The sequence below is a fragment of the Pseudidiomarina gelatinasegens genome, assembly GCF_004025325.1.
GTDB classification, from domain to species: domain Bacteria; phylum Pseudomonadota; class Gammaproteobacteria; order Enterobacterales; family Alteromonadaceae; genus Pseudidiomarina; species Pseudidiomarina gelatinasegens.
Map to the genome: position 1 here is coordinate 55,336 of NZ_RSFE01000010.1, position 11,806 is coordinate 67,141.

At 43.0% G+C, this 11,806-nt stretch carries 10 protein-coding genes; 8 read left to right on the forward strand and 2 right to left on the reverse strand.

Annotation, left to right across the window (positions count from 1 at the left end):
- Positions 1–13: 13 nt before the first annotated feature.
- Positions 14–2,302, forward strand: coding sequence for a S9 family peptidase (locus tag EGC76_RS10970; RefSeq protein ID WP_128353048.1), 2,289 nt, complete (start codon positions 14–16; stop codon positions 2,300–2,302).
- On the opposite strand, the gene EGC76_RS10975 is transcribed toward EGC76_RS10970, so the two are convergent.
- Positions 2,299–3,018 (reverse strand): M48 family metallopeptidase, encoded by a 720-nt coding sequence (locus EGC76_RS10975; RefSeq protein ID WP_128353049.1) that lies wholly within the window; start codon positions 3,016–3,018, stop codon positions 2,299–2,301. The two genes, EGC76_RS10970 and EGC76_RS10975, sit on opposite strands and share 4 nt — an antisense overlap.
- A gap of 127 nt (positions 3,019–3,145) precedes the next feature.
- Between EGC76_RS10975 and gorA the strand changes: the two genes are divergently transcribed.
- The 5 genes from gorA to EGC76_RS11000 all read left to right on the forward strand — a co-directional run bounded on the left by gorA (position 3,146) and on the right by EGC76_RS11000 (position 10,330).
- Positions 3,146–4,498: a glutathione-disulfide reductase gene (gene gorA / locus EGC76_RS10980; RefSeq protein WP_128353050.1), complete on the forward strand. Its 1,353-nt coding sequence runs from the start codon at positions 3,146–3,148 to the stop codon at positions 4,496–4,498.
- Between the two features lie 152 nt (positions 4,499–4,650).
- Positions 4,651–6,000, forward strand: a complete 1,350-nt coding sequence (locus EGC76_RS10985; RefSeq protein WP_128353051.1) for a tyrosine-type recombinase/integrase — start codon at positions 4,651–4,653, stop codon at positions 5,998–6,000.
- Positions 5,993–7,729: a hypothetical protein gene (locus tag EGC76_RS10990; protein ID WP_128353052.1), complete on the forward strand. Its 1,737-nt coding sequence runs from the start codon at positions 5,993–5,995 to the stop codon at positions 7,727–7,729. Before EGC76_RS10985 ends, EGC76_RS10990 begins: the two co-directional genes overlap by 8 nt.
- Positions 7,730–7,742: 13 nt before the next feature.
- Positions 7,743–9,875 carry a hypothetical protein gene (locus tag EGC76_RS10995; protein WP_128353053.1) on the forward strand — a complete coding sequence of 711 codons (2,133 nt, stop codon included), beginning with the start codon at positions 7,743–7,745 and terminating at the stop codon, positions 9,873–9,875.
- Positions 9,872–10,330, forward strand: coding sequence for a hypothetical protein (locus EGC76_RS11000; protein ID WP_128353054.1), 459 nt, complete (start codon positions 9,872–9,874; stop codon positions 10,328–10,330). The genes EGC76_RS10995 and EGC76_RS11000 overlap by 4 nt, the downstream gene beginning before the upstream one ends.
- A gap of 19 nt (positions 10,331–10,349) precedes the next feature.
- Here the strand turns inward: EGC76_RS11000 and EGC76_RS11005 are convergent, their stop codons facing one another.
- On the reverse strand, positions 10,350–10,652 hold the full coding sequence (locus EGC76_RS11005; RefSeq protein WP_181950963.1) for a helix-turn-helix domain-containing protein: 303 nt from the start codon (positions 10,650–10,652) through the stop codon (positions 10,350–10,352).
- A gap of 132 nt (positions 10,653–10,784) precedes the next feature.
- Between EGC76_RS11005 and EGC76_RS11010 the strand changes: the two genes are divergently transcribed.
- Together EGC76_RS11010 and EGC76_RS11015 are read left to right on the forward strand one after the other, a co-directional pair.
- Positions 10,785–11,300: a hypothetical protein gene (locus EGC76_RS11010; RefSeq protein WP_128353056.1), complete on the forward strand. Its 516-nt coding sequence runs from the start codon at positions 10,785–10,787 to the stop codon at positions 11,298–11,300.
- Positions 11,297–11,716 carry a DEAD/DEAH box helicase gene (locus EGC76_RS11015; RefSeq protein ID WP_128353057.1) on the forward strand — a complete coding sequence of 140 codons (420 nt, stop codon included), beginning with the start codon at positions 11,297–11,299 and terminating at the stop codon, positions 11,714–11,716. Before EGC76_RS11010 ends, EGC76_RS11015 begins: the two co-directional genes overlap by 4 nt.
- Positions 11,717–11,806 lie beyond the last annotated feature (90 nt).

Here is an 11,806-nt window from a genome sequence, read left to right on the forward strand (position 1 = left end):
ACAGGGAATTACAATGACACAACAAACAACATCATGGCTACGTCAAACCTTCATCGGCGTTGCTTCCGTTGCCTTCATAACAGGTTGTAGCACACTTCCAGGTGGCGGAGAACATCAAGATACGCAGCAATCGACAGGCACAGCTGCCGTCGAATTTGACGCGCTTTACCAACAAGGCAAATACAATGCCCGTGGCGTTGGCCCGACACGTTGGTTGGCAGACGGCAGCGGCTACACCGTATTGGAGCGTGCCGACGATGGTGGTCACCACATTGTACGCTACCACCCACAAACGCAGCAGCGCACTGTTTTGGTGAATGCCGAAGATTTACGCCCCGATAATAATTCTGACCCACTCAAGGTTGCCGATTACAGTTGGTCTGATGACGGCAATAAATTACTCATATTCACCAACACGAAGCGCTCTTGGCGCACCCATACTCTGGGTGACTATTGGGTATTTGATTTATCCACCAAAAAATTACAACAGCTGGGCGGTAATGCCGAGGCATCAACATTGCAGTTTGCCAAATTTGACCCGCAAGCAACCCGCGTTGCGTATGTCATTAACAACAACATCTATGTTGAGAACCTAAGTTCTTCGCGCATTACCCAACTGACAAAAGATGGCAGCGACACTATTGTCAACGGCACCTTTGACTGGGTCAACGAAGAAGAATTTTTCTTGCGCGATGGTTTTCGTTGGAGCCCTGACGGCAGCTCAATTGCTTACTGGCAATTGGACACCGAAGGTACCCCATTGTTTACCATGATTAATAACACTGATGAATTGTACCCAACGTTAAAACAATTCCCTTATCCAAAGGTTGGCGAGACCAATGCCGCTATGCGAATTGGTGTAATGCCTGCCCAAGGTGGTGATACAACCTGGATGAAAGTTCCTGGTGATCCACGTCAGAATTACTTAGTGCGCATGCAATGGGCTGGCAACAGCTCACAGCTACTCATTCAGCAACTCACGCGCTCGCAAGCCGTTAACACAGCTTTTTTAGCTAATGCGAAAACAGGTTCTGTGCAACAGCTTTTGCAAGAAGTCACCGAAAGCTGGGCTGAATATGTTGATGATCTGCAATTTATTGATAACGGCACATCATTTACTTGGCTCAGTGAGCGCAGCGGCTTCCGCCATATCTATGTCGTACAACGGGACACTGGCCGACTCAGCACCGTCACCCGGGGCAATTGGGACGTCATTGAAGTTCTCCAAATTAACGAAAAAGACGGTTGGGTCTACTTTATTGCTTCACCCGAAACGCCACTTGAGCGTTATCTGTTCCGTGCCAGCTTAGACGGTAGCGGCAAGCTTGAGCGGCTCACGCCAGATCAGCCAGGAACGCACAGCTACCAACTTTCAGCTGATGCGAAATATGCGGTGCATACGTTTTCAAATGTCGAAACTATGCCGATTGTTGATATGATCACGCTGCCAGAGCACAAAAGCATTCGCGTCATCAAAACCAATGATGACGCTCAGAATGCTTTTGACAAACTCAAGCGTGGTGCCTTTGAGTTCTTTCAAGTGGAAGCGCAAGACGGACTGAAGCTGGATGGCTATTTAATGAAACCAGCAGATTTTGACCCCAGCAAAGAATATCCAATTGTCTATTATGTGTATGGCGAACCTTGGGGCCAAACGGTGGCAAACAGCTGGGGTGGTGAGCGCTTTTTGTTTCATACCTACTTAACCCAACAAGGCTATTTAGTCGCTTCTGTTGATAACCGCGGTACGCGTTCACCACGGGGTTTTGAATGGCGACGTTCAATTTACAAGAATTTAGGCGTTGTCACCGTTCGCGATCAGCATGATGCCTTGCAAGCAATGCTCGACCGTTGGGACTTTATTGATGAAGACCGGGTAGGTATTTGGGGGCATAGTGGCGGCGGTTCGCAAACCCTTAACGCATTGTTTCGTTACCCAGACGCATACCATGCGGGGATGGCACTTGCCCCAGTACCTGACTTGACGTTATACGACACCATTTATCAAGAACGTTACTCCGGACTATTGCCAGAAGCCGCCGACAGCTATCGAGAAACTTCTGCAATTACTCATGCGGAAAATTTGCAAGGTGACTTGTTGCTGGTGCATGGAACAGGCGACGATAATGTTCACTTTCAAGGTTCAGAACGGCTCGTTAATGAGCTGATAAAACATGGCAAGCAATTTGATTATTTCGCATACCCTAACCGCACTCATGGGATTAGCGAAGGTGAAGGAACCACACTGCATTTGCGCACCATGATGGTTGAGTTTTTAAAGCAAAACCTACCGGCTAATTAATCACTATTTTCATCGCAATAATCAAGGTAATCCGCGTTCAGCACGGTCACGCCGTGCTGACGCAACCATGCCTCAGCTGCTTGATAATCCGGTGAGAGCTGCTCAACCAAACGCCAAAACGCCTTGCTGTGATTAAACTCTTTTAAATGGCACAGCTCATGTATTACCACGTTACGTACCACCCACGGCGGCGCTATCCATAACTTCCATGTGAATTTCAATGCTTGCTTACGGGTGCAATGCCCCCACTTGCTGGTGAAATCACCAATGCTCCATGTACTCGGAGTTAATCCGTGGTGCTCAGGCCATGTTGCAAAGAAATCGTCAAGCCAAGCTTCAGCCTGTCGTTTATACCAACTAATAATCGTTAAGCGAGGCTCTTTAACCGCCTGACTTCGCGCTGTTTTCGTAACAAACAATTCGGCACCATAACGCTCAACACTTTTGCGCGTTGCGGTAGCCACTTTCAAGGTCATCGGCTCACCCAGCCAGCGTAAACGCTCACCAGATTCCCACAACCGCGGAGCCAAGGCATCAAGCTGCCGGCGTTGCCGCTGCAAATGTTTATCTATCCACGCATGCTTATCATTCACAAAGGCACGAATAGTCGCCTCAGGCATATGCCAAGGCGCTTGAATTTCAAGCTTCCCCTTTGCCACCTTGATGGCTAGGTTGCGTCGCCGCTTACTGCGATTGATTTGATAGATAAGGGTCATCGGTATTTTCGTCGGTTAATTGGCTGTATCCGTCGGAGCGCGCATTGCACCCATGTGCGTTTTCAGCGATCATAGGCGCATTCATTTAACAGATACAACACTCTAGCATGTCACAGGAGTAGAGCACATGACCCGACATTACGATTATCTTGCCATTGGTGCTGGTAGCGGCGGCATCGCCTCAGCTAACCGCGCAGCTATTCGCGGTGCAAAAGCTGCGGTGGTAGAAGCGAAGGCCGTAGGCGGAACATGCGTCAATGTCGGCTGTGTACCAAAAAAAGTTATGTGGTACGGCGCCCATATTGCCGAAGCGATTAAATACAGTTCAGCCTACGGCTTCGAAATTGAACAAAAAGGGTTCGACTGGAGCACCTTGGTTAAAAATCGCGAAGCGTACATTGAGCGTATTCATGGCGGCTACAAGCGTGGTTTTGAGAGTAACGGTGTTGACTATATTGAAGGCTTTGCACGCTTTGTTGATGCAAATACTGTGGAAGTTAATGGCGAACACATTACAGCGGACCATATCACCATCGCTGTTGGCGGCCGCGCTATAATTCCTGATGTACCTGGTGCTGAATACGGCATTGATTCGGACGGCTTTTTTGCATTAACAGAACGCCCCAATAAATCCGTTGTTGTTGGCGCAGGCTACATTGCCGTAGAAATTGCCGGTGTACTTGATGCACTTGGTTCTGATGCGCACTTGCTGGTGCGAGGCGACCGCCCACTACGTTATTTTGATCATGACATCACCGATGCACTGCTGGAACGTCTTAAGCAAGATGGTCCGGAGCTTCATACTGGATGTATTATTGAGCGCGTTGAAAAACATAGCGATGGCACTTTGTCAGTCCATTGCGAAAATGGCCAAAGCATTGATGGCGTTGACTGCCTGGTTTGGGCCATTGGCCGTGAACCAGCAACCGATAAAATAAACCTTGAAGCGGCCGGTGTTGAAGTTGATGAACACGGATTTATTCGCACCGACAAATATCAGAATACCAATGTGAAAGGTATTTATGCTGTTGGTGATATAACCGGTGAAGCGCAATTAACGCCTGTTGCCATTAAGGCTGGCCGGCTGCTATCTGAACGCCTGTTCAACAAAGACATGCCAGACGCGCACATGGATTACAGCTTAATCCCGACCATCGTCTTTAGTCACCCAGCAATCGGTACCGTAGGTTTAACTGAAGCTGAAGCACGCGAAGTGCACGGCGATGATGTAAAAGTTTACCGTTCGCAATTTGCCGCAATGTACAACGCCGTTACACCACACCGCGCTCTAAGCACATTTAAGCTTGTCTGTACCGGTCCAACAGAGCGGGTTATTGGTATACACGGCATTGGCGAGGGTATGGATGAAATTTTGCAAGGTTTCGCGGTCGCGATGAAGATGGGCGCAACCAAGGATGATTTTGATGCCACGGTTGCACTGCACCCAACCAGCGCTGAGGAATTTGTCACCCTCACATGATTTTGTCGAAAGCCTACCTTACCGCTTTTAATTTGAAAAATTCTGAACACCGGCTATTGTTGGATTAGTTGCTCTAATCCAACAAGAACCATCACATCTCCAATTATCTGTCTATATTGCAGGAAAGATGGATTTCATCGAAAGGTGTTGTGATGGCTAAATTAATATACTCTACCAACGTTTCGGTTGGCTCTAAAGTCGATATTTCTGACGTTGCTATCCGTTTCCTTGGAGGTGTTCCACTTGGTAGATTGCCTACTCTATATGATGCTAAAGGGCAGTTTGTAATCCCAGTAAATCAGTGGTTTATTCATCTATCTAGTGTCAAGAAGCTAGAAGATTTAAGCTCATATGCGAAGGCGTTAAAGCGGTACTGGACTTTCCTAGATACACACGACTTACGCTGGGATTATTTTCCACAACTAAAAAGCTTTAAACCTACTTATCGATTTCGAAATGAAGAACTGCTAAAGCATGCAAATGATGGTCTGCTTGCTTATTCCACCGCAAACAACTACATGTCTCACGTAATCCAATTTTATAAATGGGCTGCGTATGAAGACTATTTTTCAATCTCGGCAGAAAATAAACCATTTGAAGTGGAGTTTGTTTCCATTAAGAGTCGAGGACCTCTCGCTCATTTAAGACCTCGATTCACTGTAGAAACTTCAGATTTGAGAATCAGGGTACCACGGGACTCTATTAGCTCAAATGTACGCAGTCTATCTCCGTTAACTATCGAAAGCATTTCTAACTTAGCCGCAAGTTTAAGATATTCACCGGTTGAGTTCAGATTAATCTCTTTTCTTGGAATTCTATGCGGGCTACGCGCCGAAGAAGCGGCGGGGATAACTTTAAATGCTTTGGTTCGCGCAGTTCCAAGAGATGACTCACAACTCTATTTCAACCTTACTATCGGTCCGCAAGTTGGCGTTCCAACCAAGTTTAATAAAACCCGTACTATCGAAATTTCGAGGACTTTGTTAGACCAACTAAAAAAATACGCAATTAGTGAACGTCGGTATAACAGACTGAATAAGCTTCAATCTCAATTAAGGTTGACTGACGATTCAAATATCCAGGCTTCAGATTTGGCTAAGAAAAGTAAAATTCATAACACTGCCCACGATAATAAACAAAAGAGTGCACAAGTGTATGAACCCTTGTTTATCAGTCAGCTAGGAAACCCTATCACCTCAAAAGGAATAAGTACTAGATTCGGCGAATTGCGACGTAAGATTGAAACTTCGGGATCTAATTTTCAACATAAATTTCATGACTTAAGAAGTACTTATGCAACTTATCGTCTTCACTCATTGCTTACGTCCGGACTCGACCCAGCAACTTCTCTTGATTTGATTATGCAGTGGATGGGACACAATCATGAATCTACAACATGGAAATACCTTCAATACCTCAAGCGCAAAGAAGCTTTAAAAGACAAAATATCTATGCTCGACAATATCATGCACGAAGCATTAATGGAGGCCGGAATTGACTAAAAAGCCAATTAAAAATTCACCCTGGATCCATGAACTTTGCATTTCCCTAATAAACGGCGCTAATACTAGTCAACGTTTAGACTTTAATAGATTTAGGTATTTAGGAGTTCCTAAAACGCAAGATATACAACAATGCGCATTGAGACCAGAGCGTTCAAAAGATTATGCTATGAAAATGTTTCTAGCCATTACAACTCGTGAGGATGCGGGTCAATCAACAAAAGTTAATATATTTTCCTCTGCAAGAAATCACTTCCAATTTTGTGATAATCATAATCCACGTCTGCTCCCCCTCACTGCAGAGTCATTTTTGAAAGAGCTTCAACATAACACTGCTCGCCAAAGGCTTGGAGAGATTAAAGATAGTACGGAAACACGAAAAAGGGGTGATTTGAAAACTTTTTTTGAGTGGATGGGAGTATCAACTAAACCTTTCTTCCCAACTAAGAACCTTTCGCGAATATCACAGCAGGAGCCTACTAGAGGATATAGCCAAACTGAATTACGGAAACTTCTGCCGCTTCTCAGATCAATATTCAAACAGCTGTATCATCAGTTTATATTAGACCCGCAGATGCATCTTAGTGCAAAAAGTATAACCCCAACAATGACATTTTGTTGGCAAGGTAAATGTTATCCTGTAGCTACCGGAGTGAACAAAATTTTCTATGTTGCGGCATATCTCCTCTCCTACTATACGTGGGGTAATAGCACTGTTCTTTATAATCTAAAGAGACCTCAATCGGGTAGCCATTCATTTTCAGAAACGTGGTACCAAATGCCAGCTTTTAAGCGGAGAGCTTTCAAAACTATATCAGTCGAAATTGGAGACAATAGCCAAGTCCATATTCCCAAATATGCCATGCAGTTTTTCGATCAGCTACTAAAAGCTTCTAAAGAAGTTGATCAACGGCCAGATGGTTTGTTACTTCCAAATTTTCGTTTCAGAATTAAAACGATTCAGCCCATGTCGGCTTGTCTATTGGCTGACTTTAACAATAAATGGTTGGGTAGATACTTTCCGATGATGGATGACTACGGTAAACGTTTGACGCCTGTTCCAAGAAGATTTCGTGCAACCGGAAGTCATCTTACAATTGCCAATAAAGGACCAATTGAAGCCGCATTACTACTAGACAATACTCCAAACGTAGTCGCAAAGAATTACTCTAGCGGTAATCAACACTTAAATAACCAAATGAACAGAGATACTAGTTGGACATTGGAGCAACAGGTTCGCGATAAATCCAGTATCGAAGCTGCTAAACAGAAAGTCAGAGATATGCAAAAGGTCGACGTTCTAGCTTATGAAGCATATTTGAGAAAGTCCGCTCCACCACTACGAAATGCTAATGGGAGCTATTGTAAAGAACAGAATGGTGAAAAAAGCGAACTTTTCACGGCACGCGCCAAAAGCCATGACCTCCTGAATAGCAGTGAAAAAATTGCTTGTGCAGACTTGCTCGGCTGCTGGGACTGTAAACATCAAGTTTTGGTAGATTCTGTTGTTGATATCTGGTGCATATTGAGCTTCCGAGAGTGTTTAGAAGAGTCTACATATTTGCATTTAGATTCGAAACATTTTAAGAACAACTTTGAACATGCAATTTCTAAAATAGATGCTCGAATCAAGCAATTCAGCATCGCTAACGTTCGCAAAGCTAGACGGAAGCTTAATGATGACGGACGTCATCCACTATGGCTAGATGCAGCTTTAATTGATTTTTAGATAGGGTGAGCTTATGGATATTTCTTTGGTACTTCCTGACGATTTTGCTCCTGATAACGCTCCCACCCGCGAAGACGTCATATCACTTTTTATAAACCAAAAATGGGAGGAGCTGGATCGCGTTATAGTATGTACCAATAAATTCGGAGAGGTTACTGCTAGATTCGGCGATGAGATTTGGGACTGCAGTGCTTACGCAGCAGATCAAGGTACGGATAGAAATCAACGAGCATTTATTTTTAGCTATTTAAAACAATCTGAGCTTCTGTTGCGTCAGGTGAAATTAATCATTTATGGATGGTTATTCGAGCAAGGTCATAATACTGGAGCTCGCTGCAAGCTCTCAACTCTCACTTCAAGATTTAATACGGGAGTTAAAAAGATCCTATTAGTACTCGAAGATAAAAATATAAGTGACATTTCCAGTCTGAATGATCCAGATACATGGCGGTTTGTTGAGGAATACCTACATAAAGGGCAGTACAGCAAGAGAACATTGGAGCTTGCATTTACAGGGTTGCGTTCAATCGAAAATCTAAATCGATGGCTGCCATTTGAATTTGAAATCCCATTCGATTTAAACAGAAATTTAGCAATAAAATTAGCATGCCAAACAAAGTTAGAGAGTAAACAAACATTAGCAATCCCGCAAAGCATAGCTAATGTAATATTTGGTGAGGCACTAAAATTAGTTGAAATGGCTTGGCCATATTGTAAGAAGTTAGCCCAACTAGATCGAGATCTTCAGTCGAATTATGATGCTGGAAGAGCTATCGTTGATTACAAAATTAATACAGGAATCTGGAAGTGGCTGAGTAATAATTCAGACCAAGTTGATGCTGCTAAAACGTATGCTGAGGAAATAAACAAAGCAACGCCAAGAAAACAAAGCGAAATAATTCTGCAGGCGCTTAGCGATACTCCGTTGTTACCAGTTGGAAAAAAATCACTAGATGGAACATGGTTTTCACAGTGGCGCTCTTCTCTTCAGTCAGCTTGCTTTATCTGCTGTGGAGCTTTTACAGGGATGAGAGTTAGTGAGCTATTTGAGCTAAGAAGTGATAGTTTCTCTACGTATATGTTTGAGGGTCAAACTTATCACTCGGTACGAGCAGCCACACATAAACTTGCTGCGGGAAAAAAAACCGAAGAATGGCTCGCTAGTCCCGTAGTTGAAAAAGCAATCGATCTTGCTACTGCATTAAGTTCAAGCTCGCGTGAGCAGTTGTTAGTAATAGCCGCACATACAGCAAATAACGGTCAACGTGATGAACTTATAAAAATTTCCAGCAACCTTTGGCTAAGCCAACATCAGCGTAAAAATCTTCCGATATTGATATCTCGTTCAAAATGGAATGACCGATTAAGAAAGTTTTCTATGCTTGCTGGTACAAAGGTAACGGAAGCATCAATCGCCGAAACGCGCCGGCTAAATCCCAGAGATAATGGAGCAATAGATAATAAGATTGAAATAGGCAAACCATGGCCCTTGATTACTCATCAGTTCCGTCGCACATTCGCATGCTTTTCAATTCGAAACAATCTTGGAAATTCTATTGCTCTCAAGCAGCAATTCAAACACGTTAACCTCAGAATGACGGAATGGTACGGTAATGGGGCTATCGAAGCTAGGCTATCTGACGTGCAGTTTGATAGTGAACTCAAAAATATTCTAAATGAAGTAGCTATAGAATCTACAACCAATGCTTATTTTAACTGGTTTAACGGAAGCGAACCGTTAAGTGGAAGCTTTGGAAAAGCGATCTTAGCAATGCGTGAGGATACACCTACCATTTATAGTAGTTGGGAGAGTTTATATCGATTGGTTAAAGAAAACAGATTAACTCTGCACGGAACGCTACACAGTTATTGCAAAAATGGATACGACTGCGATATGGAGGGTATTATTAATCCTGCATTCTGCGTTGATTGTAAGACTGGGGGGAGTGTAATCGATACTGAAAAAGCTAAGTGGTGGCAAAAACGACATTTTGATTTGGTTTCATACTTACGAAATAATCGAAGCTTGAGTTTAAATGAATATGCACACTGTATCACCCAGGTTCGTGCAGCCGAAAGAGTTATGAGTGATTTCAATTTATCATATGAATCTTATCAACATCCAATTGAGGTTATTGATTTATGAGCAAAAATGATACTGAAACTCGATTGGATATGGCTCTACAACGAATAGTAAAAGGCTCCACACTTCGCATTTCTACGGACCGTAAGTTGAGTGTAAGAGCAGTAGAGGAGGAGGCGAACCTTGGAAATGGGAGTTGCTACTACTATCCTGAAATTATTGCCAAAGTGAAGTCCATAAAAGCTAAAAGATCTCCGCGTCAGACCAATGGTGAAAACTCCAATCAACTGAAAAAAGCTGTTCAATCACGAAAAAAACAAGCAGCAATAAAGGAAAAGTATCGGGCTCAAGTTGACTCATTCAAAATTGAGCGAGCACAAATGGCCGCAATACATCATCAACTCTCAGCTGCTTTGCGCGTTGCCCATAATCAAATTAAGAAATTAAAAAACGAATTAGAACAGTCTAAGAGTGATATTGCAGAGTTACGTCGGGAGAAAATAAAAGTCTTACGCTGATTAAATTAATCTGATATTTCTAATCAACAAGCTCGTCAAGGAGTTTATCAATTTTTGAAACTTGATGTTCACTCAACCTAGCCAATTTAATCAATCGTATTGCCTCTTCATCTGAATCACAAAAAAAATACCATGGAGGAACTTCCAATACTTCAGCAATAAGTTTGACGATGGTGTAGTCAGGAACATGGCGTCCCCTTTCATAATGATTCATGCGACTGCTCGCTGAACTGGGTTCAAAACCGATTCTAATACCCAATTCTCTTTGGCTTAATTTCGCTGATAACCGAGCCTCTTGTAGACGTTTCGCAAACGGATTCATGGCGTGCAATTCAATGTCATCTCAGTTACGGATTGATGAATTGATTGTCTAAGGTTTCATACATCAGATATACTTAGGATTCCTAAGCATCATAAATGATGAAATCTTTCCCACTGATCTGGATGAATGCCGATGTCGTTCAAGCGTTTAGTTTTGGAAATCGCAACGTCAATCCCCACAAATGAATTTACAGTTGAAGATGTGCGAAAACTTTGTGAACCAGACTTTCCTACGATGAAACAATCAAAACTACATTCAAAAGTCTACAAAACCATGTGGGCTCTAAAAAAAGACGGTTTTCTCGATTGCATCGCTAGCGACTTGAGTCCAAAAAGCAATATATGGTCACTCACATCGTCAGCATCCACGATGCATCATAAAACCGATCTAGTCGCTGATTCATTGAAGAAGATTCAAGAGCAAGGCATACAAGACTTAATCGATGCGCTCAAAGGAAAGTTGAGCGATTTTAGCGCTCAGCTAGCAATTCTAAGTTCTGAGATTCAACAGTATCACGACCTCTCAAAAGAGTTTCCAAAGCTATCACCGAAGCTAAAACCAATCTTTCAGAATGCTAAACAACAAGCTGTTATATACCAAGGCAGAATTCAAGCTATCGAGAATACTTTAAATGAGATTGAACAATGAAACTTAGGCGATGGCAGCACGAATGCGTTGAACTAGCATTATCCAAATATTCCTTGGGAGATAATGCTTTTTTCGTTCATGCTACTCCCGGAGCAGGCAAAACAAATATGGCCGCAGCACTCGCTGCTGAGTTGATTAACAAGAATTTGATTGACCATGTTATTTGCTTCTCTCCCTCCACGGCTGTCTCAAACTCGATAAAAGAAACCTTTGAGAGAATTTTAAACCGCGGCATGAATGGAATGCTAGGCGATATTGGAGCTGTTTATACATACCAATATTTGAGCACGGGACAATCCAAGCGTTTTGATATTCTATTATCTAGCAGAGTATTCGTTGTATTTGATGAAATACATCATGCATCGGGTGATAATGATGCTTGTAGTGGTCAAGTAATATTGGCCACGGTTTTGTAGTTATTCCAGTACCGTTTTTCCGACTCAGATGGTGTCAATCCACCGTTGTACGAATGCGGTCTCCATCGACTGTAATAACCGAGAATATAA

What these genes read in the sequence shown, in the direction of transcription:
- EGC76_RS10970 (WP_128353048.1), top strand. Translation starts at nt 14, where the DNA reads ATGACACAACAAACAACATCATGGCTACGTCAAACCTTCATCGGCGTT.
- EGC76_RS10975 (WP_128353049.1), bottom strand. Translation starts at nt 3,018, where the DNA reads ATGACCCTTATCTATCAAATCAATCGCAGTAAGCGGCGACGCAACCTA.
- gorA (WP_128353050.1), top strand. Translation starts at nt 3,146, where the DNA reads ATGACCCGACATTACGATTATCTTGCCATTGGTGCTGGTAGCGGCGGC.
- EGC76_RS10985 (WP_128353051.1), top strand. Translation starts at nt 4,651, where the DNA reads ATGGCTAAATTAATATACTCTACCAACGTTTCGGTTGGCTCTAAAGTC.
- EGC76_RS10995 (WP_128353053.1), top strand. Translation starts at nt 7,743, where the DNA reads ATGGATATTTCTTTGGTACTTCCTGACGATTTTGCTCCTGATAACGCT.
- EGC76_RS11000 (WP_128353054.1), top strand. Translation starts at nt 9,872, where the DNA reads ATGAGCAAAAATGATACTGAAACTCGATTGGATATGGCTCTACAACGA.
- EGC76_RS11005 (WP_181950963.1), bottom strand. Translation starts at nt 10,652, where the DNA reads ATGAATCCGTTTGCGAAACGTCTACAAGAGGCTCGGTTATCAGCGAAA.
- EGC76_RS11010 (WP_128353056.1), top strand. Translation starts at nt 10,785, where the DNA reads ATGTCGTTCAAGCGTTTAGTTTTGGAAATCGCAACGTCAATCCCCACA.
- EGC76_RS11015 (WP_128353057.1), top strand. Translation starts at nt 11,297, where the DNA reads ATGAAACTTAGGCGATGGCAGCACGAATGCGTTGAACTAGCATTATCC.